Below are 24,310 nucleotides of genomic sequence, written 5' to 3'. Positions count from 1 at the left end.
GCCGCGCCGATCCCCGATGATGCCCCGGTGATCCACGCCACCTCTCCGGCAAATGCCATGTACGTCTCTCCCTCTTGTGCTCTGATTTAAAGATTGGCGCGCGTATTGGGCACCTTGGGCAGGGGGATGAATTCGTCCTCGTCCCCCGGCACTTTGGGAAAGCGCCCTTCGTCCCAATCGTGCTTGGCCTGATTGATCCGTTCGCGGCTCGAGCTCACGAAATTCCACCATACGTGGCGCTGCGTGGTGAAGGCCTCGCCGCCGAGCAGCATCACGCGCCCGCCGCCCTCGGAGGCAAGCTTCAGCGTGGCGCCGGGCGCCAGCACGGCAAGGCTGTAGAGCCCGAGCGGTACGCCATCGACGCTCGCCTCGCCGCCCACCAGCATGACCGCGCGCTCGTCTGCTGCCGCTTCGATGGGGATCGCGCCGCCGGGGGCGAAGAGGATTTCGGCATAGATGGTCTGGCTGTGCTGCGTGGTCGCGGCGGTCCGGCCCCACAGCGTGCCCATGATCACCCGCGCGGTGGTACAGCCGTCCTCGATGAGCGGCAGGTCCGCCTGCTGCTCGAAGGCGGGGTCGATGTCCTCGCGCCCGTCGGGCAGCGCGAGCCAGGTCTGCATGCCATAAAGCGCCGGGCCGCCCTCACGCTCGGCCATGGGGCTGCGCTCGGAATGGACGATGCCGCGCCCGGCGGTCATCAGGTTGACTTGCCCCGGCCGGATCGTGGCAAACGTGCCCAGACTGTCGCGGTGGTCGATCGCGCCCGCATATTTGCCGCCGAACAGCCAGGTGACGGTGGCGAGATTGATGTGCGGGTGCGGCCGCACGTCCATCGCGGTGCCGGTGGGCAGCACGGCGGGGCCGAACTGGTCGACGAAGATGAACGGGCCGACCATCGTCCGCTCGCGCGCGGGCAGCACGCGCCGCACCTGAAAGGCGCCGAGATCGTGGGTCACCGGCGTCAGGGTCTGCATCACGGGTTCGATCATGGCGATACCTCCGCTTGCATCAGGTCGAGGATGTTCACCGGAAACACCGGTTCGTGCCACTGTGCCAGTTCGGCAGCGGCAAACCAGCGGAATTCCTGGATCAGCGCGCGCTCCAGTTCGGTGTGTCCGGCAGGATCGGGCGTGAAGTTCACCGTGCGCACGCGGAAGAAGCGCTCGTCGGAAGTGACGGGTTCGCCTTCCAGCGTGATGAAATCGTCGGTGCGCTGCGCGATCTCGGGCCCGCAGTTTTCCACCTGCAGGCCGGTTTCCTCGAACAGTTCGCGCACTGCGGCGGCGTGGAAGTCTTCGCCCGGATCGCATTCGCCGCCCACCCCGCACCAGAAGGCGCGGCGGCCGGGCGGGGTGAAGCGAATCAGCAGCAGCCGCTCGTGCTCATCGATCAGCAGGATGCGCGCGGCCCTGCGGACGCGGCGCGGGGCATCACTCACCGGGCGCACGGGCCTTGATCGCGAGCGCGTGGACCCGCTGTCCCGGAATATCGCCCAGCGCGGCATTCACCATGCGCTGGCGCATCACGCGCGAGACACCGGCGAACTTCGCGCTCGTGATCTCGACGGTGAAGTGCGATTCGCCCGATCCGTCATCGCCCATATGGCCGCTGTGGTGGGCGCTGTCGTTGATCACGGCGAGGTGTTCGGGGGCCAGAGCCGCGGTAAGCAGCTCGGTGATTTCCTGGGCAAGGGGTCCGGTCATGGCACGTATCTTAACCGATCGGTGAACTTGTGAAAGGGCGCGTGAGAGCACGCGCGCATTGTAACCGCAGACCTATCCATTCCGAACATATCTCCAGTGCAGCTTGCGGGAGCGCATGAGGTGGCGGAATTGCGGGCTATTCTGCCGGTTGCGGCGCTGCTGGGCCTGTGTGCCACGACCGCCCACGCGCAATCGCTGCCCGGTCCCGGCCATTTCGCGGTTGCGCTCAGCGGTTTCCAGACCGGCGCTGTCGCCGCCGCCACCGACGGCCCGTCGGCCGGAGAAGGCCGCGTGCTGTCCGAAACCGAAATCGAGGCCAGCCCGCTGCTGCGTACCAAGGGCGGTACGCTGCTCGGCGCGCGGGGGGTGATCAACCTCACCGCCACGACAGGCCGGCAAACCGCCACCTGGCGCGCGGCTATCCCCGAATGGAGCGTGTTCGCCTCGGGCAGCTTCGGTCGCATCGAAGTGGGCGAGCGCGCGGGCTTTCCGCAGAGCCTCGTCGGGTTTACCCCTTCGGAGATCGCCCTTGTCTCCGCTCCCTTCGGCCCGGTCGGCGGCACCCGGCTCGATCCCGATGGCCGCCTGCCGACGCGCGCCCTGCCTGCCCCGCTCGCAGCGCGGATCAATGGCCTGAGCACGCTCGGCTATGCCGCGCGCTTCTATGCCGACCGCTCAGCCAAGGCGATCTGGGTGACGCCGCGCACGCGCAGCGGTTTCTATGGCGCGGTCTCCTATGCACCCACGGTGACGCAGAGGCCGGGCGTGCTGCTCGGGCAAGGCGGGCAAGCGGCGGTGCCCATTCCGGCGGCCCCACGGCGCAAGGATCTGGTGCAAGCGGCGGCGGTGTGGAACCACCGCAGCGCCGATCTTGATCTCACGCTTGCCGCGACATGGTCGCATCTGCGCGAACTCGGGGTGGACGGGCGCTGGCGCGGGCTGGGTTCAGTGAGCGGCGGGGTTTCGGCAACGCTGCGGGATACCTGGGCATTCGGCCTAAGTGCCGGTCTCGATTCTCGCCCTGCCGGGCGTGGTGCGCGGCCATTCGGTGTGATCGCCAGCCTCGATCGCGTATCGGGCCCATGGACCGTGGGCGGCTATGTCCAGCACGCCCGCGCCGTGCGGCGGGACGGCCTGCCGGGGGACGATACGCTCGATGTGATCGAGGGCGGCGCCTCGCTGCAGATCGATCGCAACCACGATCTGCTGGGGGCGGGACGGTATACCGAGGCGCGCGTCTTTGCTGCCGCCTATCACTTCCGCCTTGCCGCCAATGCGCCGCAGCCCGAACCGACCCGGCAGGGGCTCGTCCTCCTTGCCGGAGTGCAGTTTTCCTTTTTCTAGCAGCCTGTGGAGATTGACTGATGCCCGAATCCCCCAAAGTTCCCGTCCGCATGGCCGTCGCCGCCGCGGCGCTGGCGGTCGCCTTTGTCGCGAGTGAGGCCAGCGCGCAGATCAATGTGCCCAAGCCCAGCTACAAGTTCGAGAAGTGCTATGGCGTGGTGAAAGCAGGCATGAACGATTGCTTCAGCCCGGTGCACACCTGCGGCGGTACGGCCAAGAAGGACAACGAGCCAGCAGCGTGGATCTATGTGCCTGCCGGGGTCTGCAAGAAGATCGCCGGCGGTGAACTGTCTCCGCCCGAGAAAGGCTGAGCTCGCCCACTTTTTTCGTGTTTGCCCGAAAAGTCACGGCTTCCATCTTGGACCGGGATTGCCCATGTGGGGCGACACATGAAACATGATCGCTTCCATGGCCGGGTGCAGGGCACCGGGCAGCTTTGCGCGGTGCCCGGCTGCAACGAGCCGGGAGAATTCCGCGCCCCCGGTGTGCGTGCGCCGGGTTTCGACGGGCCGGGTGATTACCGCTGGATGTGCCTTGAGCACGTGCGCGCCTTCAATGCGGGGTATGATTTCTTCAAGGGCATGACGCCCGAGGAAATCATGGCGGCGCAGTCCCCGCTCGCTGGCTGGGCGACCGAGACGCGTGCATTCCGGCCGACCGCCGGCATCGATCAGGCCCCGCGCTGGAATGATTTTTCCGATCCGCTTGAAGCCATCGCAGGCCGCGCCAAGGCGCGCCGCGCCGATGCGCTGCACCGGCAGGAAGCCGCCCGGCGCGGCATCGGACCTGAGGAGCGTAAGGCCTACGACGTCATGGGCCTCGGCTTCGATGCCGACCGCAAGGCGCTGCGCACCCGCTATTCCGAGTTGGTCCGCCGTTTCCATCCGGACAAGAATGGCGGCGACCGGGCCTACGAAAGCCGGCTTCAGGCCGTCGTCGAAGCCTACAATCTCTTGCGCGCGACACCGGCCTTCAACGTCTGAGGCTGGACAAGCCCCCCGTCCGGCGCAAAGCTGTGCTATCGGGTATGGGGGAACGCATGCGAGACGAGGACCGGCAGCTGGGAATGAACCGGGCAATCACCCGGCGCGATTTCGTGAACGGGGTTGCCGCAAGCGCGCTCGCCGCCACGGCACCCGCTGAAGCGCTGGCTGCTGCTGCCCGCGTGAAAGCTGTCGTCACGCCCGAGATCGATCCAGCTCCCTATCCCCCAGCGAAGCAGGGCATGCGCGGTTCGCACGCCGGGACTTACGAGGCAGCGCACATGCTGCGCGACGGGACGCTCAAGCTGGCGGACGCCGAGGACAGCGGCGAGGTCTATGATCTGATCGTCGTCGGCGGCGGGCTTTCGGGCCTTTCCGCCGCGCATTTCTTCCAGAAGCGGGTGGGGCCCGGTGCCAAGGTGCTGGTGCTGGACAATCACGACGATTTCGGCGGCCATGCCAAGCGCAACGAGTTCCGCGTCAATGGCAGGCTGCTCGTCTGCAACGGCGGCACGCTCAACATCGAAAGCCCCTCGCGCTACGATAAATGGTCGCGCGTGCTGCTCGATGATATCGGCGTCGATATCGCCCGGTTCGAGCGGGACAACACAGCGAATGCCACGCTCTACAAATCGCTCGGCATGGGCCACGGCATTGTCTTCGATGCAGAGACCTTTGGCGGCAAGGATGTGGTGCTGGCGATGGGCGGCGGCTGGCGCGGCGGGCGGATCGAGCCCGAGAAGCTGGAGAAGGCGCCGCTTGGCCCCAAGGCGCGGGCGGATCTCGCGCGCCTGTTCGCAAAGGACCAGCCTGATTACCTCCCCGGCCTCGATCAGGCTGCCAAGAAGGACTGGCTCGCACGCCATTCCTACAAGGAATTCCTCACCGAGAAGGTCGGCGTCGATCCGCAGGTCTACTGGCTGTTCCAGAACATCGGCATGGCGAGCTTCTGCGTGGGCGGCGATGCCGTGCCCGCGCTGTTTGCATGGGTGCAGGGCTATCCCGGCTTTTCCGGCATGGCGCTGGGCGAAGTGCCGGCCGATCTCTTCGCCGATCTCCCTGGTGGGCAGCACGGCCGCCAGCGCGAAGGCGACAAGTCGATCCACTTCCCCGATGGCAATGCCACGCTGGCGCGGCTGCTGGTTTCAAAGCTGGTGCCCGAGGCGACCGCGGGCCGCTCGCAGGAGGACATGGGCACGGCAGTGATCGATTACGCAGCGCTCGACCGGCCCGGCGCGCCGACGCGCATCCGGCTTTCGAGCGTCGTCCTCAATGTCGCGCACAAGGGCGATCCGGCGAGCGCGGGCGAAGTCGCGGTGCACTATGCGAAGGAGGGCAAGCTCGCCGAAGTGCGTGGGCGTGCCGTGATCATGGCCTGCTGGAACATGGCGATCCCCTACATGATGCCCGAACTGCCCACCGCGCAGAAGGAGGCCCTCGCCTATGGGGTGAAGGGGCCGATGGTCTACACCAGCGTTGCGGTCACCAACTGGCGGCCCTTCGTGAAGCTGGGCGCGGCGAACTTCCATTGCCCGACGATGTTCCACCAGGAAGTCGGCCTCACCGAAGCGGTCAGCCTCGGCGATCTCAAGCACCCGCAAAGTCCGGACGAACCGGTGGTGCTCCACCTCGTCAAATACATGAACAAGCCCGGCCTGCCGCGCCGCGACCAGCACCGTGTCGGCCGCGCCGAGCTCCTCGCGATGAGCTTCGAGACCTTCGAGCGCGAGACGCGGCGCCAGCTGCAGCGCATGCTGGGCGGCGCCGGTTTCGATGCCGCGCGCGATATCGCCGGGATCACCGTGAACCGCTGGGGCCACGGCTATTCCTATACCTACAACTCGATCTACGATCCGGTGGAATGGGTCTACAGCGAAAGCCCGAACCGCCCTTGCGTGGTGGGACGCCAGCCCTTCGGCCTCGTCAGCATCGCCAATAGCGACGCCGCGGCGAGCCCGCACACCGATGCCGCGATCCAGGAAGCCCACCGCGCGGTGCAGGAAGTGATCGAGCGGCGGACCTATCCGTTTGTGCCGCGCCGGACTGCCTAATCCTCGAGCGCGGCGAGATCCGGCTCCACCCAGCCGCGCCGCGCTTCCACACTGAACAAGCGCTCCCTGGAAAAGAAGCATAGCGGCCAGCTGCGGTCGCCGATCTCGCTTTCGAGCAGCGCGTTGACGGCATCGACCAGCGGAGTCCCTTCGGCCAGCGTTGCCGCAAAGGCGCGCACGCCCTTGATGTAGAGCTGGGTCAGCGTCTCGTGATAGCCGCCGCAGTCGGTGTTCTGCGTCCCCACCGACAGATTGTAGGCGCTGATCGTGCCGGGCATATCGCGCTCGGGCAGGAAGTCCGGCCTTTCGCGCACCAACCACAGGCAGGCCGCCAGATGCGCCTCGTGCGTCCACTCCGCCTTGGGCAGGGTGCGGGCAAGCAAGCCTTCGCCCACATGGCGCACCGCCGCATCATCGGCAAAGAGTCGGATCGCATGCGCGGCCATTGGGAACACCTTCTGAGCACAAAAAAAGAGGCCTCGCACAGGGCGAGGCCTCACGCCAGACAAGGATTGTCGTCTTCTTGGTTTATGCCGCGATCGGTGCCGCGTTGCGCACGCTTTGATCGACGTGGTCGGCGAACTGCGCGAAGTTGTCGATGAACTTGCGCACCAGCTCCTTGGCGGTGCGATCATAGGCTTCCCCGTCGGCCCAGGCACCGCGCGGATCGAGCAGGGCGGTATCCACGCCCGGCACCGCGACCGGCACTTCGAAGCCGAAGTTGGGATCGATGCGGAAATCGGCGCTGTTGAGGCTGCCGTCGAGCGCGGCGTTGAGCAGCGCGCGGGTCGCCTTGATCGGCATGCGCTTGATCCCCGGCATCGTGGCAAGACCGCCCGACCAGCCGGTGTTGACCAGCCAGCACTTCACGCCGCCCTTGGCGATGCGCTCCTTGAGGAGATTGCCATAGATCGAGGGATGGCGCGGCATGAACGGCGCACCGAAGCAGGTGCTGAATGTCGCTTCCGGCTCGGTCACGCCGATTTCGGTGCCGGCAACGCGCGCGGTGTAGCCCGACAGGAAGTGGTACATCGCCTGATCGGGCGTCAGCCGCGCGATCGGGGGCAGCACGCCATAGGCATCCGCCGTCAGGAAGATGATGTTCGCCGGGACCGGGCCGAGGTTCTTCTCGCTCGTGTTCGGGATGAAATCGATCGGGTAGGAACCGCGGCTGTTCTCGGCGAGCGAGGCATCGTCGAGATCGATCGTGCGGGTTTCAGGATCGATCACCACGTTCTCGAGGATCGTGCCGAAGCGCTTGGTCGTTGCGAAGATTTCGGGCTCCGCTTCGGCCGAAAGGCGGATCATCTTGGCATAGCAGCCGCCTTCGAAATTGAAGACCGCGGTGTCCGACCAGCCATGCTCGTCATCGCCGATCAGCGTGCGGCTGGCATCGGCGGAAAGCGTGGTCTTGCCGGTGCCCGAAAGCCCGAAGAACACCGCCGTGGTGCCGTCCGCGCCGATATTGGCCGAGCAGTGCATCGGCATGACGCCCTGCACCGGGAGCAGGTAGTTGAGGATGCCGAAGACCGACTTCTTCATCTCGCCCGCATAGGCGGTGCCGCCGATGAGGATGAGCTTCTCGGTGAAGTTGACCGCAATCACCGTTTCCGTGCGGCAGCCGTGGCGGGCCGGATCAGCGCGGAAGCTCGGGATATCGATGATCGTGTATTCGGGCGCGAAGCTCGCGAGCTCTTCCGCCGTCGGGCGCACCAGCAGGGTGCGGATGAACTGCGAATGCCAGGCGTACTGGGTGATCACGCGGACCGAGACGCGATATTCGGGTTGCGAACCGCCGAACAGGTCAGCCACATAGGCCTTGTCGAGCCCGCCGAGATGGCCAAGGAAATCTTCCTTCAGCGCGGCAAACTGCTCGGGCGTCATGCTGACGTTGGTCTTGCCCCACCAGATCGTGTCTTCGGTTGTCGCATCGCGGACGAAGAACTTGTCTTTGGCGCTGCGGCCGGTGTGCTTGCCGGTGGCGACGACGAACGGGCCGTCTGCCGAAAGCACGCCCTCGCCGTTGCGGATCGCATGCTCCACCAGCGGCGCGGTGCCAAGGTTGGCGAAGATCTGCGCCGGCTCGGGAAGGCCCTGCTGCGCGAGGGTCACGTTCAATGTGGTATCAGACACAGTCGGTCTCCCATGGCAGGTCTGCCAGTTGCCCGGGCCGGTTGGGGCTCCAGGCGAGGCAGGGCCCCGCGTTGCAATCACACCCAGATGCTCTCGTCCGCCGGCGAATCCGCAGCTGTTTTGCATACGAATGCGCTGAGTCCGGTCTGGCCCTTAGCCACCCTGCCATGCTGCGTCAAATGCCCTTGCGGCAACCAAGTTTTTTGCGCAGCAAGTTGCACCGCGTACAACTGTCCCCGCGATCGCCTCGTGATCCCCGCACCGGTTGCCCGCCATGGTTGCAAGCCTTGGGGCGAACCGGTAATCGACTAGCCCCGCCTCGCCGCCAGCCAGACCGGAAGCCGCCCTGTCAGACGCCCTGCAATCTCCGGCTCCATCCGCTCCCCGCGCACCCGTGCGGAGCGATGATGATCCCCGCGTGATCGCGCTGGTGGATGATGATCGGAACATCCTCACCACCGTCTCGATCGCATTGCAGGCCGAAGGCTTTGCCACGCGGCTCTATTACGACGGCGCCGCCGCGCTGAAGGCGCTGATCGAAAACCCGCCCGACCTTGCCATCTGCGATATCAAGATGCCGCGCATGGACGGGCTCGAACTGCTCAGCCGCCTGCGCGAGAAAAGCCAGCTTCCGGTGATCTTCCTCACCAGCAAGGATGCCGAGGCGGACGAAGCGCTCGGCCTTGCAATGGGCGCGGATGACTACATCGCCAAGCCCTTCAGCCAGCGCCTGCTGATCGCCCGCATCCGCGCGATCCTGCGCCGCTCCGAAATCGCCCGCAGCGATGCGGCGGGGCCTGCCGAGCCGGGCGAGGAAGCGCAGCCCCTGCCCGAGCCGATCCGCCGCGGCCGCCTCGTGATGGATCCGGCGCGCCATACCGTGACCTGGGACGATGCCGCGGTTTCGCTCACTGTCACCGAGTTCCTGATCCTTGAAGCGCTGGCGCTGCGCCCCGGCGTGGTCAAGACGCGCAACCAGCTGATGGACGCGGCCTATCACGACGATGTCTTCGTCGATGACCGCACCATCGACAGCCACATCAAGCGGCTGCGGCGCAAGTTCCGCGCGGCGGATGCCGAGTTTGCCGCCATCGAAACGCTCTATGGCGCCGGATACAGCTTCACCGATTCCTGAACCTGCGCCGGGTTCTGCCCGGGCGGGTCAGCGCCGCCGTTCGTGGCGCGTGCGCGGCGTCTCGCTCACCGTGCGCATCCTTGCGGTCAATGTCATTGCGCTCGCGCTGCTGGCGGGTTCGTTCTTCTACCTCGACAGCTACCGCAAGCAGCTCCTCGCCGAGCGCTTCAAGCTGGCCCGCGCCGAGGCGGAAATTGCCGCTTTCGCCCTCACCGAAGCGCGCCCGGCGAAGGCGCGCGAAGTGCTCGCCGAAATCGGCACCACACAGAAGCTGCGCCTCACGCTCTATGATGCGAAAGGTGGCCTGATTGCCGACAGTTTCCGCCTCGCGCCGCCGCCGTTTGAATTCGCCGATCCGGACAAGGAGGCGTGGTATACCAGCGCTGCCCGGCTGCTCGATCGCGGCGTCGATTTCATCGTCGGTGCCCCGATGATCGAGCGCTACCGCGAACCGCCCGAAACCGGCGCCGCCAACTGGCCGGAAATCGCCCGCGCCCGCACCGCGCAGGCAACCGAAGTCTACCTGCGCTACGCCCCGGACCGCACGCCCGTCATCACCGCGGCAACTCCCGTCGGCAGCAAGGGCGAAATGCTGCTCGCGCTGCGCAACGCCACCGATGTCACGCAGTCTGTGCGCGATGCCCGCCAGTCGCTCGGCATCATCATTGGCGTTGCCTTCATGCTCTCGATCCAGCTCTCGCTGTTCCTCGCGCGCACCATTGTCCAGCCGCTACGGGCATTGGTCCGCGCTGCGGTGCGCGTGCGGCTGGGGCGCGACCGCGCGGTCGTGGTGCCGCGCCTGCCCGAGCGCGGCGACGAGATCGGCCTTCTCGCCCGCGCCTTCTCCGACATGACCACCGCGCTGCGCCAGCGCATCGACGCGGTGGAAAGCTTCGCCGCCGATGTCGCGCACGAACTCAAGAACCCGCTCGCCTCGCTTTCGAGTGCGCTCGAGACCATGGAGAAGATCGACGATCCCGCCTTGCGCCAGCAACTCGCCGCGATTGCCGCGCACGATGTCCAGCGCATCGACCGCCTGATTACCGAGATCGCCGACGCCAGCCGGATCGACGCACAGCTCAGCCGCGCCACTTTCGCGCCGCTCGATCTGGCGGGCCTCGCCGCAGACGTTGTCGGCGCGCGCGGTGCGCGGCCCGACCGCGAGGCTTGCCCCATCCGCATGGTGCGCGGGGGCGGCACGGCGCTGGTGCGCGGCGACGCCCTGCAGCTGGAGCGCGTGCTCGAAAACCTGCTCGACAACGCGGTCTCGTTCTCGCCGGCCGGCGGTACGGTCGAAGTCGTCGTCTGGGGCAGCGAGGGGCGGGTGTTCCTTGCGGTCACCGATGATGGCCCGGGCGTTCCGCCTGCCGAGCGCGAGAAAGTGTTTGAACGCTTCCATTCGGTGCGCCCCGCCAGCGAAGCGTTCGGCGCGCACAGCGGCCTGGGCCTCGCCATCGCGCGCACGATTGCCGAGGCACATGAAGGCTCGCTCACCATCACCGACCGGCCCGGCGGCGAACCGGGCGCGCAGCTCGTGCTCGAACTGCCCATGGCCGGGGAGGACGAGGAGTGAAGCATCAGGCGACTTGTGTGGCCATCGCGGGCAGCGCCGTGCTGATCGAGGGGCCGCCCGGCGCGGGCAAGTCCAGCCTCGCGCTCGCGCTGATCGATCGCGGGGCGGTGCTGGTGGGGGATGATGGGGTGGTGCTGCAGCGCGATGGCGCCCGCCTGCTCGCCAGCCCGGTGCCGGAAACGGCCGGTCTGCTTGAAGTGCGCGGGATTGGCCTTGTCCCGATGCCGGTCGCGAATGGGGTTCCGGTCGCGCTGGTCATCGCGCTCGACAAGGAGGGCCCGCGCTTCATCGAGGTGGCGGAAACCGCCCTGCGCCACGGTGCCGCGCTGCCGCTGATCCGGCTCTGGCCGGAGAGCCCCGCGCTGCATCTCCGCGCCGAAATGGCGCTGCGCATCCATGGCCTGAAAGCGGGCGTGATGTCCCCGCGTGAAACATAGCCGTGGGCTTGCCCCTTCGCGGTCTTTCCTTCGCGCGGCGGCTGGCGCAAACCACCGCGCATGTCGGCTGAGTCGGAACCGGAAAGCGCGCAGCAGCGCATCCTGCTCGTCACCGGCGTGCTGGGCGCGGGCAAGACCACCGCGCTGCGTACGCTGGAGGACATGGGCTGGGAAGCCATTGACAATTTCCCGATCCGCCTGCTCGATCGCTTGCTGGAGACCGAGCCGGGTTCGGCGCAGCTCGACGCGGGCTCGCCACTCGCGATCGGTTTCGATACGCGCACCCGGGGTTTCGATCCCGCCAAGACGATCGAGCGGGTGAAGCGCCTCACCGCGCGCGGCGATCTGGCGCTCACCACGCTGTTTCTCGATTGCGGCGGGTCCGAACTCGAGCGCCGCTACAACGAGACGCGCCGCCGCCACCCGATGAGCGAGGACAAGCCCGCCGCGACCGGCATCGCCGCCGAGCGCGAGCTGCTCGAGCCGCTGCGCCGCTGGGCGGACGTCGTCATCTCCACCACCGATTTCTCCACCAACGACCTGCAGCAGGCGATTCGCGAACAGTTCGGCCGGATCACGCCGCAGCGCACCACGGTGACGATCTCCAGTTTCGGCTTTTCGCGTGGCACCCCGCCGCTCGCCGACCTCGTGTTCGACATGCGCTTCCTCAACAATCCGCACTGGGATGATTCCTTGCGCCCGCAGACCGGAAGGGATGCGCCGGTGGGGGAATATATCCGCCGCGATCCTGCATTTAGCGAAGCTTTCGCGCGGATCCGCGATCTTCTTCTGCTACTGCTCCCGCGCTTTCAGGCACAGGGAAAGGCTTATGTGAACATTGCCTTCGGCTGCACTGGCGGGCGCCACCGTTCGGTGTTCATGGCCGAACAGATCGCTTCAGCCTTGCGCGATGCGGGATTTTCTCCCACATTGCTGCATCGCAACCTGGGGTCGCGCGCTGCCGACATGGTCGAGGGCTCGCAGACGTGAAAAACAAAGAGGCCTGCATACCGTCCGGGGGTAACAGCAGGAAACGGGGGAATGGGCATGCACTGGAAGATGGCGGGACCGGTCAGGCATTCAGCCGGATACGGCACCAGCCACAGCGGATACTGCCCAGCCTGATTGCGGCCCCTTGCCGCATCGCCCTTCGGAGCCACACCCCCAGATGATCGGTCTCATCCTCGTCACCCACGGTGCCCTTGCCGACGAATTCATCCATGCGATGGAGCACGTCGTCGGGCGTCAGCCCGATATCGTCGGGGTCTGTATCGGCCCCAATGACGACATGGAGCGCCGCCGCAAGGAAATCGCCGAGGCGACCCGCCGCGTCGATTCAGGCTCGGGCGTCATCATCCTCACCGATCTGTTCGGGGGCACGCCGTCCAACCTTGCGATTTCGCTGATGGAGGCAGGCAAAGTCGAAGTGATTGCAGGCATCAACCTGCCCATGCTGATCCGCCTCGCCAAGGCGCGGAGCTCGATGGGCGTGCGCGAGGCGACCGCCGCCGCGCGCGATGCGGGGCGCAACTACATCACCATCGCATCCGAATTTCTGGGGCAGGACGCCTGAGCATGACCGACGACGCCGCTGCTTCATCCGAAATGACCACGGCTCGCGAGACTGTCCTCATCGTCAACCAGCGCGGCCTGCATGCGCGGGCGAGCGCCAAGTTCGTCAACGCGGTCGCGCGCCTGCCCGAAGGCGTGGACGTGAAGGTGATCAAGGATGGGACCGAGGCGCAGGGCGGCTCGATCCTCGGCCTGATGATGCTGGGCGCCGCGAAAGGCGATACGGTCGAGATCGTGGTGACCGGGCCTGACGCGGAGGCGGTGCTGATGAAAGTTGCCGGGCTCGTCAAGGACGGCTTCGGCGAGGACTGAGGCCATGGCCCAGTGACAAGTTCAGCGACCCGCCGCCAGATCACGGGCTTTTCCAACCCGACCATCAAGGCCGTGCGCGCGCTTCGGGAAAAGAAGCATCGCAAACGCGAGGGCCGCTTCCTTGCCGAAGGTCTGCGCCTGCTGACCGATGCGCGCGAATGCGGCCGCTTGCCCGAATTGCTGTTGATGGCGGAGGGGCGCGAAGGGCACCCGCTGCTGGACGCGCTTGAAGCGGCAGTTGCGCGCGCGGGCGGCGATGTGATCGAAATGCCGGAGGACCTGCTCGCCAAAGTGACGGGCAAGGACAACCCGCAGGCCGTGGCGGGCGTTTTCGCCGAATGGGATACCCGGTTGGAAGCGCTCGACCGTAGTCGTGCGCCGCTGTGGCTTGTGGCGCAGGCGATGCGCGATCCCGGCAATCTCGGCACCATGCTCCGCACGGCTGACGCGGTGGGTGCGGGCGGCGTGATCCTGCTCGATGACTGCGCTGATCCCTTTTCGGTAGAAGCCGTGCGCGCGAGCATGGGCGCGGTATTCACCGTGCCGCTGGCGCAGGCGCGCTGGGAGGAATTTGAACGGTGGCTGCGCGCCGGGCCGGGCCAGCTGGTGGCAGCCAGCTTGCGCGAGGCGGTGCCCTATCGCGGCGCGGCCTATGCAGCGCCCTGCTTCGTGATGGTCGGCAACGAATCGCGAGGGCTGCCTGAGGCGTACGAAATGGCCTGCGACTTGCGCGTGACGATGCCGATGAAGGGCCGGGCGGACAGCCTTAACGCTGCCGTGGCGGCGGCGGTGCTGGCGTATGAGGTGCTGGCGACGCTGGGTTAGGCGCAGCCGCTACTCCCAAACCTCGTCATACTCCCAACCCTCGTCATCCCCGCGAAGGCGGGGATCCAGTGCGGCCATGGCGCTGTGTTGCCCTGGATCCCCGCCTTCGCGGGGATGACGAAGACAGTGCGTGGCCAGCGTTACTCCGCCGCCTCGCCATCCTCCGGCTCAACTAGCGCCAGCTTTGGCCCCCCATCCGAATCACCATGGCGCGGCGCGGTCTCGATCAGCGGCACATCCTCGATCTCGCGCTTGCCGATCTCGATATGCTTGTCCCGCAGCCGCTTCCCGGCCGAGAGCACGTTGCGCTCGAAGCTGCCGACGAACTTGTTGTAGTGCCCGACTGCGCTGTCGAGGCCCGAGCCCATCCGCTTGAGGTGCTCCGCCGCCACCGCGAGACGGTCGTAGAGCTCGCCGCCCATCTTGCCGATCTCGCGCGCTTCGCGAGCAAGCCCGTCCTGCCGCCACACTTGCGCAATCGTGCGCGCGATGGCGACGAGGTTGGTGGGGGAGGCGAGCAGCACGCGCCGCTCGAAGGCGAAGTCCCACAGCGCCGGATCGCGCTCCAGCGCGGCGGCGATGAAATGTTCGCCTGGCACGAACATCAGCACATAGTCCGGCGCCTCCTCGAACTGGCTCTGATAGCTTTTGGCGCCCAGCGTCTGGATATGGTTGCGCATCGACTGCACGTGCGCCGCCAGCGCGACACCGCGCGCGTCATCGTCCGCAGCCTCGAAGGCGTCCTGATAGGCATTCAGCGAAACCTTGGCGTCGATCACAAGGATCTTGTTGCCCGGCACTTTGACGATGGCATCGGGGCGCAGCCGCCCGTCCTCGGTATCGACCGAATGTTCGGTGACGAAATCGGTGTGTTCGGCAAGCCCGCACTGCTCCAGCACGTTGCGCAGCTGCAGCTCGCCCCAGCGCCCGCGGGTCTTGGGGCCATTGCGCAAGCTGTTGCCCAGCTGCAGCGCCGCGGTGCGCACCGCTTCCTGCCCCTGGCGCATGCCCTCGATCAGCCCGGTGAGCTGCCCGAAGGCATCGACGCGCTTCGCCTCAAGTTCCTGCACTTGCGCTTCGTACTTTGCGAGTCGCGCGCCGACCGGCTCCAGCACCGCCTGCAGCCGCGCCTCGCTGGTCTTCTCGCTTTCGGCAAAGCGCGCGTTGGCGCGGGCGAGGAAGGCTTCCTGCGCGCGTTCGAGCACTTTGTGGCCGGCGTTCTCGAATTCCTTGCGCAGGCTTTCCTGCGCCTCGATCAGCAGGCGCTTCTGTTCGGCGAAGTTCTCGGCATCGGCCTTCATGCGCTCAAGCTCGGCGCGCAGGGCCTCGCGGTCGGCGCGCAATGCGGCGAGTTCGGGGCGCATCCGGTCCGCCTCGGCGGCGCGTTCGTGCGCGGCGGCGAACTGCGCGGCGAGCGAATCGCGCTCCTCGCGCACGGCCGCGGCTTCCGCGACCAGCGCATCGTGCTGCCCGGCCTTCACACTCGCGGCGGCAAGTTCAGTGATCGCGCGGCGGAACTTCTCGTCAAGCTCGCGCGCCTCACCCTCGCGCGCGGTCAGCCGCGCCTGAAGCTCGGCAACAGGGCGCGCGCCGAGGAACCAGCCTACCGCAAGGCCAAGCAATAGAGAAACGATTGCAGCAATTGCATACACCATGTCAGACGACCAACATTCCGCACAGGTGTCGGTGAGGGCGAACCCCCACCGACGTCACTGTGTCTGGTTCCCTTCAAAGATACCTTTGAAGGTCTGAAAGCGCGTCCTCCTGGCTCGCAAACCCAAAGGGAGAGCAAGACAAGATTTCACCGTTTGCTGAAATCAGCATCCAGTGCACACCATCGTTCAGCCAGCACAGTGAATAGAGCCGATTTTTCACGGCTTTTCTCCTCTGTGCGACAGGCCAAACTACTAGTCGCGGTGACTGGCTGCCATTTATCTCGCATCACGCGCATTCTCTTTCGAGGGCAACGATGTGCTTGAAAAGACTAAGGTGCAACCAAGAAACGGGCGATTCGCAGTCTGACGCCAGCAGCCCAACAAATTGCTGACGTCAGCCGAGAATATCTGAACGAAAAGGGAACGCAATCCCTTTTTTTACGCCGATCAGAGTTGAGAATAGATCACGCCGCGCGGCGAAGCTTTTCCAGCTTCTTGAGCACCATCTGGCGCTTGAGGCGCGAGAGGTGGTCGATGAACAGGATGCCTTCGAGGTGGTCCATCTCGTGCTGCAGGCAGGTGGCGAGGAGATCGTCCATCTCTTCCTCGTGGACCTTGCCTTCAAGGTCCTGCCAACGCGCACGGATGCGCGCCGGGCGCTCCACCTCGGCATACATCTCGGGCACCGAGAGGCAGCCTTCGTTGTAGACGCGGCGTTCGGCCGAAGGATCGAGGATCTCGGGATTGATGAAGACGCGCGGCTCGCGCTTGGTCGGCTGGTGATGGTGGTGGTGCCCGTCGTGGGCGCAGGGTACCGGCTCGGCATCCGGATCGTCGGGCTGCAGATCGATCACCAGCACGCGTGAGGGCACGCCGACCTGGATCGCGGCAAGGCCGATCCCCGGTGCGGCATACATCGTCTCGAACATGTCGGCGACGAGCGTCTTCAGCTCCTCGTCGAACACGGTGACGGGCGCGGAGATCTGCTTGAGGCGCGGATCGGGGACTTCGAGGATTTCGCGGATAGCCATGCCGGTCAGATAGGCAAGCCGCGCCCGACTCGCAAGGTGCTACCCGACAGGCCGCCGTGCCCGCAGCGCCTGCGCCAGCGTGCCTTCGTCGAGATAGTCGAGCTCGCCGCCCACCGGCAGGCCATGCGCCAGCTGCGTGACGCGCAAGGGCAGGGTGTCGATCCGCTCGGCGATGTAGTGCGCGGTGGTCTGGCCCTCCAGCGTCGCATTCATGGCGAGGACCACTTCGTCGATCCCGCCCGCTTCCAGCCGCGCGAGGAGCTTGCCGATGGAAAGGTCCTCCGGGCCCACGCCTTCCAGCGCCGAAAGCCGCCCGCCCAGCACGTGATAGCGCCCGGTGAACAGCCGCGAGCGATCGAGCGCCCAGAGGTCGGCCACTTCCTCCACCACGCAGAGCGCGCGGGCATCGCGGCGCGGATCGGTGCAGATATTGCAAGGGTCGGCGGTATCGACATTGCCGCAGGTCTGGCACTCGACCAGCCGCGCGCGCACGCCTTCGAGCGCTTCGGCAAGCTGGACGAGGCTCGTCTCGCGCCGCTTGATCAGCCATAGCACCGCGCGCCGCGCCGAACGCGGACCCAATCCGGGTAGCCGCGCCAGCGCGCTCGCCAGCGCCTCGATCTCTTGCGATGCCATGGGGGGAGAGATAGGGCCACGCCACGCAAACGAAAGGCCCTTTTGAGCGTTATGCGCATCGTCTTTATGGGAACCCCGGATTTCGCCGTGCTAACGCTGACCGCGCTGGCCGCGGCGGGGCATGATGTGGTGGCGGTCTACAGCCAGCCGCCGCGCCCGGCGGGGCGGGGCAAGCAGCTGCAGCCCTCGGCCGTGCACCGCGCGGCGGAGGCATTGGGCATTCCCGTGCGCACGCCGGTTTCGCTGAAGGGCGCCGAGGAACAGGCCGCGTTTGCCGCGCTGGAAGCCGATGTGGCGGTGGTCGCCGCTTATGGGCTGATCCTGCCGCAGGCCGTGCTCGATGCGCCGCGGCTGGGGTGCCTCAATGTCCACGGTTCGCTGTTGCCGCGCTGGCGCGGGGCGGCGCCGGTGCAGCGGGCGATCCTTGCGGGCGATGCCATGACCGGCGTGACGATCATGCAGATGGAACGCGGGCTCGACACCGGGCCGATGCTGGCGACGGTCGAAACGCCGGTGGATGGCAAGACGGCGGGTGAACTGACCACAGAGCTTGCGGAAAAGGGCGCGGCGCTGATGGTTTCGGTGCTCGCCGATCTTCCCGCGCATCCGCCGGTGGTGCAGCCGGAGGAGGGCGTGACTTATGCGCACAAGATCGAGAAGGCCGAGAGCCGCCTCGATTTCGGCCAGAGCGCCGTGCAGGTGGAACGCCAGATCCGCGCCTTTGCGCCCGCGCCGGGGGCCTTCTTCGAGCTGGAGGGCGAGCGGTACCGGGTGCTTGCAGGTGATGTTGTGGAAGGCTCTGGCGCGCCGGGGGTAACGCTGGACGCGGCCCTCACCATCGCTTGCGGAGCGGGCGCGCTGCGCCCCACGCTGATCCAGCGCGCGGGCAAGCCTGCGATGGAGCCGGCTGCCCTTCTGCGCGGTCGGGCCATTCCGGCGGTGACGGAATTGGTCTGATGTCGCAAGATCGCGCACTTCGGGTCGTTACTTTCGTGATAGCTTTCCTTGCCGCGCTTGCTGCAACCATGAACGAGGCGCTCGGGGAAGAGGTTGGCGGCAGCCTGACCGGGCCATTGAACTTGGCCAACAGGATCGGGTCGCTAGCGCTGATCAGCGGTGGGACGCTGATCTTCCTCAGACCAAGATCGGCATTCTTCTCCTTCTGCTTCGGCGCAAGCTTCATTCTGCCGATGCAGAGCTGGCGCTTGTTTCCCGGCCTATGGTGCCAAGCTCCGGGATTGGCAGAGTGCTATGGCAGCTATCCGGCAGCGAACTGCAATGTGATCGCAGTTGTGGCTGTCTCGCTAGCTGTCCTTGCCTGCATTCTGACGAGCCGGATGCGCACGCCATGACCCGCTACGCCCTCACTCTCGAATACGATGGCAGGCCCTACATGGGTTTCCAGCGGCAGGCGCATGGCCCCTCAGTCCAGCAGGCGTTCGAGGAAGCGGCGGAAAGCGTGGTCGGTCATCCCGTCACGCTCCATTCTGCCGGGCGTACCGATACAGGCGTCCATGCGCGGGCGATGCGGGCACACTTCGATAGCGAGAAAGCGCTGCCACCCTTCCGTATGGGCGAGGCGCTCAATGCGCGGCTCAGGCTGGCGGAACAGGCCGTGGCCGTGCTCGATTGCGTGGACGTGCCGGAGGATTGGCACGCGCGCTTTTCGTGCATCGGCCGGTCCTACGAATACGTCATCGCCAACCGCCGCGCGCCGCTGGTGCTGGAGGCGGGGCGGGCCTGGCGGATCGCGCATGAACTCGATGCCGATGCCATGCACGAAGCGGCGCAGGTGCTGGTGGGGCGGCACGATTTTACCACCTTCCGTTCGGCGCAGTGCCAATCCGCCAGCCCGGTGAAGACCTTGCGCCACCTTGGCGTGCGGCGTGAGGGCGATCATGTGCTGATCACCGCTGAGGCGCGCAGTTTCCTCCATCATCAGGTGCGCTCGATGGTCGGCTGCCTTGCCATGGTGGGGGAAGGGCGCTGGACGGCGGCCGATCTCCGCGCCGCGCTCGAAGCGTGTGATCGCAGCGCCCTTGGCCACAATGCGCCGCCCGATGGCCTCTATTTCATGCGCGCGCTTTACCCCGGCGAATGAGCCGTTAAGTAGCGGAATGAAACCTGCGCCGCCCGCCAAGGAGCCGCGCACCAGGGAGAGAATCATGGCATTTACCGGCAAGCAGCTCACCACCCGGCTTGATGCGGACGGCACGCTGACCGTCCAGATCGTGCCCAAGACGTGGGAGGCACCCACCGGCAGCCAGGTCCTCGTGCAAGTCGAGGCGACGCCGATCAACCCCTCGGACCTTGGCCTGCTGTTCGCCTCCGCCGATACCGCAAACGCCGAATATGCCCCCGGCAAGGTCGTCGCGAAAATGCCCGACAATGCCACCCGCGCCATGGCCGCGCGCCACGGGCTCGATATGCCTGCGGGCAACGAGGCGGCCGGGATCGTCGTCGCTGCGGGTGACAGCCCCGCCGCGCAGGCGCTGATGGGCAAGCGCGTCGCCTGCGTGCCGGGCACTGCCTATGCAAGCTATGCCTATGCCGAGGCGGGCATGTGCCTTCCGGTGGACGACAGCGTGACCCCGGCGCAGGCCGCCTCCAGCTTCGTCAATCCGATGACCGCACTGGGCTTTGTCGAGACGATGCGGATGGAAGGCTTCACTGGGCTTGTCCACGCCGCGGCTGCCTCCAACCTTGGCCAGATGCTGGTGCGCATCTGCCAGGAAGACAATGTGCCGCTCGTCAATATCGTGCGCAGCGAGGAGCAGGTCGCGCTCCTGAAGGGCCTTGGCGCCACCCACGTGCTCAACATGACCGCGACCGGGTTTCAGGCCGCGCTCACCGATGCTATCCATGAAACCGGCGCGATGCTCGGCTTTGATCCGATCGGTGGCGGCACGCTAGCGGGTCAGATCCTTGCCGCGATGGAATCCTCTGCCAGCCGGGGCGCTGCCTTCAGCCGCTATGGCTCGTCGACGCCGAAGAAAGTCTACATCTACGGCGCGCTCGATCTCGGGCCGACCATTCTCAACCGCGCCTTCGGCCTCACCTGGGATCTCGGCGGCTGGCTGCTGACGCCGTTCATGGCCAAGGCCGGCATGGAAACGGTGGGCCGGATGCGGGCCCGCGTCGCGCGCGATCTCACCACTACCTTTGCCAGCCACTACAAGGCCGAAGTCAGCCTTGAAGGCATGCTGGAGCCAGCCGCCGTCGCTGAATACAACGCGCGCCGCACCGGCGAGAAGTATCTGGTGGTCCCCACTTCCTGACGGGCGCTTACGCAGCCCTACCTAGCTGCGGCTAGAGAGAGCCCCAAGCTGCCCTGCGCTAACTCGTTCCATCGCCCTTGCGGCGCGGAACGGGAGAGCGAGGATGTTCGCCAGGCTGCTGTCAGCTTTGGCCAGACACCCCCTGATGGGACTCCAACTCATCACCCACAAGGTGCATGAGCGCGACCGCGCGTGGTTCGACACCTGCAAGCTGACGCACCTCCACGCCGCGCCGGGCAGAGCGTTCGAACTGACCCGCGCCGGCCTTCTCCTGCTCTGTGCGGGGATCAGCGCCCCATGGTTCGTGGGGCTGTGGCTCGGGCACTTCGTCGTGATCATCATGGCCCATGCCTACATCACGCGTTGCTGGCGCCGCGGGGGCGATCCGGCCGTGCTGCTTGGCGTGTGGCGGCGGTATATCATCGTTCGCGCGCTTGTGTGCATGGTCGTCAATGGCGCCGGACTGGCGATTGCGCCGCCGGATCACCTCGTGCCGCTGGTGATCCTGATCCTTGCGACCGATGCCATGGTGCTCTTTGCGCATTTCACCTTGCCGGTTGCCGGGCTGGTTTCATCGTGGATTTCGACGCTGGGCATGGCCGTAGCGCTGCTGATGCGGCCGGAAGTGCCTGCCGCGCCCACCTTGCTGCTCATGTTTCTGCTGATGTCGAGTGCGCACATGCGGATTTTCAATCTGCACTACATGTTCGCCACCCGCCGCCTGCGCACGCGCGAGCTGAGGACCGCCAACGACACGATCGAGCTTCTGCTGACGCAGTACCGTGAGCATGGCAGCGATTGCCTTGTCGAGGTCGACAGCGAGGGGCTGATCACCGATGCGGCGCCGCGTCTGTGCCAGCTGCTGGGCCGGGATGCAGAGGCCCTGACCGGCGCCAAGCTGGTCAATCTGTTCGATCCCGGCCCCGGGCAGGACATCATTCGCGCCGCCGCGCACCGGCTGCAGACTTTTCACGAAGTCAGCCTGTCACTGACCGTGGCAGGCACGGAGCGCTGGTTCGTGGTCTCGGGATGTCCGCTGTTCGATGCTGCAGGCCGCCATTTCGGCTTTCGCGGCTTCCTGCGCGATGTGACCGACCGCCACCAGGCCGAAAGCACGGTGCGCTTTCTGGCGCATCACGATCCGCTCACCCGGCTGGTCAATCGCACCGAATTCCACGATCGGCTGGCACGCGAGTTGACGGGCGGCGCGCGCGGGCGGGGGCGCGTGGCCTGTCTGTTCGTCGATCTCGATCACTTCAAGCTGGTCAACGATTCGCTGGGCCACGCGGCGGGGGACCGCGTGCTCGAGGTCGTCGCGGAACGCCTGCGCCTGCATGCGGGGCCGCGGGACGTGATCGCCCGGCTGGGCGGAGACGAGTTTGCCCTGATGCTGGGCCGCACGCGCGGGGCGCAACTCGCGCTTTCCCGCGCGCAGGCGATCGTGACCGATCTTTCCACGCCGATCGAGGTGGAAGGCAGGCTCATCCAGCTCGGCGCCAGCGTCGGCATCGCTCTTGCGCCGGATCATGCTGCCAATGCCGATGAACTGCTGCGCGCTGCGGACATGGCGCTCTATGAGGCCAAGTCCGCAGGCCGCGGCATGGCGACGCTGTATCATCCGGACATGAAACGCACTCTGCTCGATCGCCGCGCGCTGGAACTCGAGCTGCGCTCGGCGCTTCCGGGCGGCGAGTTCGAATTGCACTACCAGCCGGTGCTCGATCTCAGGACCGACCGGATTGCCGGGTTCGAGGCGCTGCTGCGCTGGCGCCATCCGCAGCGCGGCATGATCGGCCCCGCGATGTTCATCGGCCTGGCAGAGCGCAGCGGGCTGATCGTCCAGATCGGCGAGTGGGTCCTGCGTGAGGCATTGGCCGAGGCGGCGGGCTGGGACGAGGACCTCACCATCGCGGTCAACGTCTCGGCCGTTCAGATGCAGGGCGGTGCGCTGCTGCGTCAGGTCGTCTCGGCACTCGCCGCAACAGGTCTCAAGCCAGAGCGGCTGGAGCTGGAAATCACCGAATCCGTGCTGATGCAGGATGAGGAGGCCTGCATCGCGCTGCTCCACCAGCTGCGCGGGCTGGGCGTGCGGATCGCGCTTGATGATTTCGGCACGGGCTATTCCGCGCTCAACTACTTGCGCAGTTTCCCGTTCGACAAGATCAAGATCGACCGCTGCTTCGTCACCGATCTCGATGCGGGCGGAGAAAGCGCGGCGATCGTCGAAAGCGTGCTCGATCTTGCCGCACGGCTCAATATGCAGACCATTGCGGAAGGCGTGGAGGACGCCGCCCAGCTCGCCGTCCTACGCGCGCGGGGTTGCGCGCAAGTGCAGGGGCATCTGATCAGCCCGCCGGTTCCGGCCGCAGAACTCCCGGTGACGCGCCGCACCCCGCCCCGCGCCGCAGCGCGAGGCTAGCCGTTATCCCACCTTGCCGACGACGCTTTCGGGCAGGTCCTTGCCGAACACGCGCTGGTAGTATTCGGCCACCAGCACCCGCTCGGTCTCATCGCACTTGTTGAGGAACGAGAGGCGGAAGGCGAAGCCGGTATCGCCGAAGATGCCGGTGTTCTGCGCCCAGCTGATCACCGTGCGCGGGCTCATCACGGTGGAAATGTCGCCGGCGATGAAGCCCTTGCGGGTGAGGTCGGCCACCCGGACCATGTCGGCCGCCGTCTTGGCGTCGAGGCCGGGGACCTTCTTGGTCACCACGTCGATCTCGGTCGCGGCGGGCAGGTAGTTCAGCGCCACGACGATGTTCCAGCGGTCCATCTGGCCCTGGTTGATCGCCTGCGTGCCGTGATAGAGCCCGCTCGTATCGCCCAGGCCCACCGTGTTCGCCGTGGCGAAGAGGCGGAAGTTGGGGTTCGGGCGGATCACGCGGTTCTGGTCGAGCAGCGTGAGCTTGCCTTCGGTTTCCAGCACGCGCTGGATCACGAACATCACGTCCGGGCGGCCCGCGTCGTATTCGTCGAAGACCAGCGCGGTCGGGGTTTGCAGCGCCCAGGGCAGCAGGCCTTCGCGGAATTCGGTGACCTGAAGGCCATCGCGCAGCACGATCGCGTCGCGGCCGATCAGGTCGATGCGGCTGATGTGCGCATCGAGGTTGATGCGGATGCACGGCCACTTGAGGCGGGCTGCCACCTGCTCGATGTGCGTCGATTTGCCGGTGCCGTGATAGCCCTGCACCATCACGCGGCGGTTATGGGCAAAGCCTGCGAGGATCGCCAGCGTGGTATCCGGATCGAACACGTAGTTGGGATCGAGATCCGGCACGCGCTCGTCGGCCACCGAGAAGGCAGGCACGGTCATGTCGACGGGAATGCCGAAAGTCTCCCGCACGCTCAGCGTGGTATCGGGAGCGGCAAGGACGGTGGTGGCGCGGGTATCGGCCTGCAGGTTCGGAATATCGGTCATCGCAGCACCCGCCTATACGGGGCTGCGAAAGGCTGCAATAAGCTTTGCGTGCTGACTCGACCGCGGGAGGCGGATGCTATGAAATTGTATGGGGCCCTTCTCTCCCCCTTTGTGCGCAAGGTGGCTGTGGTGCTGGGGGAAAAGAGCATCGACTTGTATGATCCGGGCCTTGTCAAGATCCCATTGAACGGTTCCTTCTGTTGACGGGCTGGGGGCCCCCACAC

The 24,310-nt window shown here is 66.4% G+C and carries 25 protein-coding genes; 16 read left to right on the top strand and 9 right to left on the bottom strand.

All coding sequences use genetic code 11. The features are described from left to right. Positions 1 to 86 precede the first annotated feature (86 nt). Genes K5Q19_RS10000 through K5Q19_RS09990 form a run of 3 tightly spaced genes read right to left on the bottom strand, consistent with a single transcriptional unit; the run spans position 87 to position 1,703 of the window. Complete coding sequence (locus K5Q19_RS10000) at positions 87 to 989, bottom strand: pirin family protein (protein WP_292944323.1); 903 nt, start codon at positions 987 to 989, stop codon at positions 87 to 89. After that, positions 986 to 1,438, bottom strand: a complete 453-nt coding sequence (locus K5Q19_RS09995) for an NUDIX domain-containing protein (protein WP_292944320.1) — start codon at positions 1,436 to 1,438, stop codon at positions 986 to 988. The genes K5Q19_RS10000 and K5Q19_RS09995 overlap by 4 nt, the downstream gene beginning before the upstream one ends. Continuing rightward, a complete protein-coding gene (locus tag K5Q19_RS09990; protein ID WP_292944317.1) occupies positions 1,431 to 1,703 on the bottom strand; it encodes a BolA family protein in 273 nt (90 codons plus the stop codon). The genes K5Q19_RS09995 and K5Q19_RS09990 overlap by 8 nt, the downstream gene beginning before the upstream one ends. A 129-nt stretch (positions 1,704 to 1,832) precedes the next feature. Between K5Q19_RS09990 and K5Q19_RS09985 the strand changes: the two genes are divergently transcribed. The 4 genes from K5Q19_RS09985 to K5Q19_RS09970 all read left to right on the top strand — a co-directional run bounded on the left by K5Q19_RS09985 (position 1,833) and on the right by K5Q19_RS09970 (position 6,081). Then, positions 1,833 to 3,047 carry a hypothetical protein gene (locus K5Q19_RS09985; protein WP_292944314.1) on the top strand — a complete coding sequence of 405 codons (1,215 nt, stop codon included), beginning with the start codon at positions 1,833 to 1,835 and terminating at the stop codon, positions 3,045 to 3,047. Between the two features lie 20 nt (positions 3,048 to 3,067). Next, on the top strand, positions 3,068 to 3,358 hold the full coding sequence (locus K5Q19_RS09980) for a DUF2282 domain-containing protein (protein WP_292944311.1): 291 nt from the start codon (positions 3,068 to 3,070) through the stop codon (positions 3,356 to 3,358). A 78-nt stretch (positions 3,359 to 3,436) separates the two neighbouring features. Continuing rightward, positions 3,437 to 4,030, top strand: coding sequence for a J domain-containing protein (locus K5Q19_RS09975; protein ID WP_292944308.1), 594 nt, complete (start codon positions 3,437 to 3,439; stop codon positions 4,028 to 4,030). A gap of 56 nt (positions 4,031 to 4,086) precedes the next feature. Continuing rightward, positions 4,087 to 6,081 carry an FAD/NAD(P)-binding protein gene (locus K5Q19_RS09970; RefSeq protein ID WP_292944305.1) on the top strand — a complete coding sequence of 665 codons (1,995 nt, stop codon included), beginning with the start codon at positions 4,087 to 4,089 and terminating at the stop codon, positions 6,079 to 6,081. On the opposite strand, the gene K5Q19_RS09965 is transcribed toward K5Q19_RS09970, so the two are convergent. Next, a complete protein-coding gene (locus K5Q19_RS09965; protein WP_292944302.1) occupies positions 6,078 to 6,527 on the bottom strand; it encodes a hypothetical protein in 450 nt (149 codons plus the stop codon). The two genes, K5Q19_RS09970 and K5Q19_RS09965, sit on opposite strands and share 4 nt — an antisense overlap. A gap of 82 nt (positions 6,528 to 6,609) precedes the next feature. Continuing rightward, positions 6,610 to 8,214, bottom strand: coding sequence for a phosphoenolpyruvate carboxykinase (locus K5Q19_RS09960; protein WP_292944299.1), 1,605 nt, complete (start codon positions 8,212 to 8,214; stop codon positions 6,610 to 6,612). 394 nt (positions 8,215 to 8,608) lie between these two features. On the opposite strand from K5Q19_RS09960, the gene K5Q19_RS09955 reads away from it, so the two are divergent. From K5Q19_RS09955 to K5Q19_RS09925, 7 genes are all read left to right on the top strand, one after another. Further along, positions 8,609 to 9,349, top strand: coding sequence for a response regulator transcription factor (locus K5Q19_RS09955; protein WP_292944296.1), 741 nt, complete (start codon positions 8,609 to 8,611; stop codon positions 9,347 to 9,349). Continuing rightward, positions 9,318 to 10,922, top strand: coding sequence for a stimulus-sensing domain-containing protein (locus K5Q19_RS09950; RefSeq protein ID WP_292944293.1), 1,605 nt, complete (start codon positions 9,318 to 9,320; stop codon positions 10,920 to 10,922). The genes K5Q19_RS09955 and K5Q19_RS09950 overlap by 32 nt, the downstream gene beginning before the upstream one ends. Beyond that, positions 10,919 to 11,359, top strand: coding sequence for an HPr kinase/phosphatase C-terminal domain-containing protein (locus K5Q19_RS09945; RefSeq protein WP_292944290.1), 441 nt, complete (start codon positions 10,919 to 10,921; stop codon positions 11,357 to 11,359). Before K5Q19_RS09950 ends, K5Q19_RS09945 begins: the two co-directional genes overlap by 4 nt. A 60-nt stretch (positions 11,360 to 11,419) precedes the next feature. After that, entirely contained in the window at positions 11,420 to 12,349 is a 930-nt protein-coding gene (gene rapZ, locus K5Q19_RS09940) for an RNase adapter RapZ (RefSeq protein WP_292944287.1), read from the top strand. A gap of 178 nt (positions 12,350 to 12,527) precedes the next feature. Beyond that, on the top strand, positions 12,528 to 12,932 hold the full coding sequence (locus K5Q19_RS09935) for a PTS sugar transporter subunit IIA (RefSeq protein ID WP_292944284.1): 405 nt from the start codon (positions 12,528 to 12,530) through the stop codon (positions 12,930 to 12,932). A gap of 32 nt (positions 12,933 to 12,964) precedes the next feature. After that, positions 12,965 to 13,243 carry an HPr family phosphocarrier protein gene (locus K5Q19_RS09930; protein ID WP_292944325.1) on the top strand — a complete coding sequence of 93 codons (279 nt, stop codon included), beginning with the start codon at positions 12,965 to 12,967 and terminating at the stop codon, positions 13,241 to 13,243. A gap of 12 nt (positions 13,244 to 13,255) precedes the next feature. Then, the gene (locus K5Q19_RS09925) at positions 13,256 to 14,068 is read left to right on the top strand and encodes an RNA methyltransferase (RefSeq protein ID WP_292944282.1); all 813 of its coding nucleotides are present in this window, start codon (positions 13,256 to 13,258) and stop codon (positions 14,066 to 14,068) included. 140 nt (positions 14,069 to 14,208) lie between these two features. Here K5Q19_RS09925 and rmuC read toward each other — a convergent pair whose 3' ends face one another. From rmuC to recR, 3 genes are all read right to left on the bottom strand, one after another. After that, the gene (gene rmuC / locus K5Q19_RS09920; protein WP_292944279.1) at positions 14,209 to 15,723 is read right to left on the bottom strand and encodes a DNA recombination protein RmuC; all 1,515 of its coding nucleotides are present in this window, start codon (positions 15,721 to 15,723) and stop codon (positions 14,209 to 14,211) included. Positions 15,724 to 16,187: 464 nt separating this feature from the next. Beyond that, on the bottom strand, positions 16,188 to 16,754 hold the full coding sequence (gene def / locus K5Q19_RS09915; protein WP_292944276.1) for a peptide deformylase: 567 nt from the start codon (positions 16,752 to 16,754) through the stop codon (positions 16,188 to 16,190). A gap of 39 nt (positions 16,755 to 16,793) precedes the next feature. Next, entirely contained in the window at positions 16,794 to 17,390 is a 597-nt protein-coding gene (recR, locus tag K5Q19_RS09910) for a recombination mediator RecR (protein WP_292944274.1), read from the bottom strand. Between the two features lie 51 nt (positions 17,391 to 17,441). Here recR and fmt point away from each other — a divergent pair, with 51 nt between their 5' ends. From fmt to K5Q19_RS09885, 5 genes are all read left to right on the top strand, one after another. Then, positions 17,442 to 18,347, top strand: coding sequence for a methionyl-tRNA formyltransferase (gene fmt, locus K5Q19_RS09905; RefSeq protein ID WP_292944272.1), 906 nt, complete (start codon positions 17,442 to 17,444; stop codon positions 18,345 to 18,347). Further along, a complete protein-coding gene (locus tag K5Q19_RS09900) occupies positions 18,347 to 18,742 on the top strand; it encodes a hypothetical protein (RefSeq protein ID WP_292944270.1) in 396 nt (131 codons plus the stop codon). Before fmt ends, K5Q19_RS09900 begins: the two co-directional genes overlap by 1 nt. Then, positions 18,739 to 19,491 carry a tRNA pseudouridine(38-40) synthase TruA gene (truA, locus tag K5Q19_RS09895; RefSeq protein ID WP_292944267.1) on the top strand — a complete coding sequence of 251 codons (753 nt, stop codon included), beginning with the start codon at positions 18,739 to 18,741 and terminating at the stop codon, positions 19,489 to 19,491. Before K5Q19_RS09900 ends, truA begins: the two co-directional genes overlap by 4 nt. A 64-nt stretch (positions 19,492 to 19,555) precedes the next feature. After that, entirely contained in the window at positions 19,556 to 20,668 is a 1,113-nt protein-coding gene (locus K5Q19_RS09890) for a zinc-binding dehydrogenase (RefSeq protein ID WP_292944264.1), read from the top strand. A gap of 145 nt (positions 20,669 to 20,813) precedes the next feature. Next, positions 20,814 to 23,087 carry a GGDEF and EAL domain-containing protein gene (locus K5Q19_RS09885; RefSeq protein WP_292944261.1) on the top strand — a complete coding sequence of 758 codons (2,274 nt, stop codon included), beginning with the start codon at positions 20,814 to 20,816 and terminating at the stop codon, positions 23,085 to 23,087. A 3-nt stretch (positions 23,088 to 23,090) separates the two neighbouring features. Here K5Q19_RS09885 and K5Q19_RS09880 read toward each other — a convergent pair whose 3' ends face one another. Further along, positions 23,091 to 24,086: an AAA family ATPase gene (locus K5Q19_RS09880; RefSeq protein ID WP_292944258.1), complete on the bottom strand. Its 996-nt coding sequence runs from the start codon at positions 24,084 to 24,086 to the stop codon at positions 23,091 to 23,093. Between the last annotated feature and the right edge of the window lie 224 nt (positions 24,087 to 24,310).

It is taken from the genome of Novosphingobium sp., assembly GCF_019748365.1.
Classification (GTDB): Bacteria; Pseudomonadota; Alphaproteobacteria; order Sphingomonadales; family Sphingomonadaceae; genus Novosphingobium.
The sequence above is the reverse complement of the archived record's forward strand: the minus strand, read 5'-3'. Positions and strand labels throughout refer to the sequence as shown.

Coding starts and splice junctions, on each gene's coding strand:
- K5Q19_RS09975 (WP_292944308.1), top strand. CDS start 3,437: ATGAAACATGATCGCTTCCATGGCCGGGTGCAGGGCACCGGGCAGCTT.
- K5Q19_RS10000 (WP_292944323.1), bottom strand. CDS start 989: ATGATCGAACCCGTGATGCAGACCCTGACGCCGGTGACCCACGATCTC.
- fmt (WP_292944272.1), top strand. CDS start 17,442: ATGCGCATCGTCTTTATGGGAACCCCGGATTTCGCCGTGCTAACGCTG.
- K5Q19_RS09935 (WP_292944284.1), top strand. CDS start 12,528: ATGATCGGTCTCATCCTCGTCACCCACGGTGCCCTTGCCGACGAATTC.
- recR (WP_292944274.1), bottom strand. CDS start 17,390: ATGGCATCGCAAGAGATCGAGGCGCTGGCGAGCGCGCTGGCGCGGCTA.
- K5Q19_RS09900 (WP_292944270.1), top strand. CDS start 18,347: ATGTCGCAAGATCGCGCACTTCGGGTCGTTACTTTCGTGATAGCTTTC.
- rapZ (WP_292944287.1), top strand. CDS start 11,420: ATGTCGGCTGAGTCGGAACCGGAAAGCGCGCAGCAGCGCATCCTGCTC.
- K5Q19_RS09890 (WP_292944264.1), top strand. CDS start 19,556: ATGGCATTTACCGGCAAGCAGCTCACCACCCGGCTTGATGCGGACGGC.
- K5Q19_RS09980 (WP_292944311.1), top strand. CDS start 3,068: ATGCCCGAATCCCCCAAAGTTCCCGTCCGCATGGCCGTCGCCGCCGCG.
- K5Q19_RS09990 (WP_292944317.1), bottom strand. CDS start 1,703: ATGACCGGACCCCTTGCCCAGGAAATCACCGAGCTGCTTACCGCGGCT.
- K5Q19_RS09880 (WP_292944258.1), bottom strand. CDS start 24,086: ATGACCGATATTCCGAACCTGCAGGCCGATACCCGCGCCACCACCGTC.
- truA (WP_292944267.1), top strand. CDS start 18,739: ATGACCCGCTACGCCCTCACTCTCGAATACGATGGCAGGCCCTACATG.
- K5Q19_RS09965 (WP_292944302.1), bottom strand. CDS start 6,527: ATGGCCGCGCATGCGATCCGACTCTTTGCCGATGATGCGGCGGTGCGC.
- def (WP_292944276.1), bottom strand. CDS start 16,754: ATGGCTATCCGCGAAATCCTCGAAGTCCCCGATCCGCGCCTCAAGCAG.
- K5Q19_RS09970 (WP_292944305.1), top strand. CDS start 4,087: ATGCGAGACGAGGACCGGCAGCTGGGAATGAACCGGGCAATCACCCGG.
- rmuC (WP_292944279.1), bottom strand. CDS start 15,723: ATGGTGTATGCAATTGCTGCAATCGTTTCTCTATTGCTTGGCCTTGCG.
- K5Q19_RS09885 (WP_292944261.1), top strand. CDS start 20,814: ATGGGACTCCAACTCATCACCCACAAGGTGCATGAGCGCGACCGCGCG.
- K5Q19_RS09950 (WP_292944293.1), top strand. CDS start 9,318: ATGGCGCCGGATACAGCTTCACCGATTCCTGAACCTGCGCCGGGTTCT.
- K5Q19_RS09930 (WP_292944325.1), top strand. CDS start 12,965: ATGACCACGGCTCGCGAGACTGTCCTCATCGTCAACCAGCGCGGCCTG.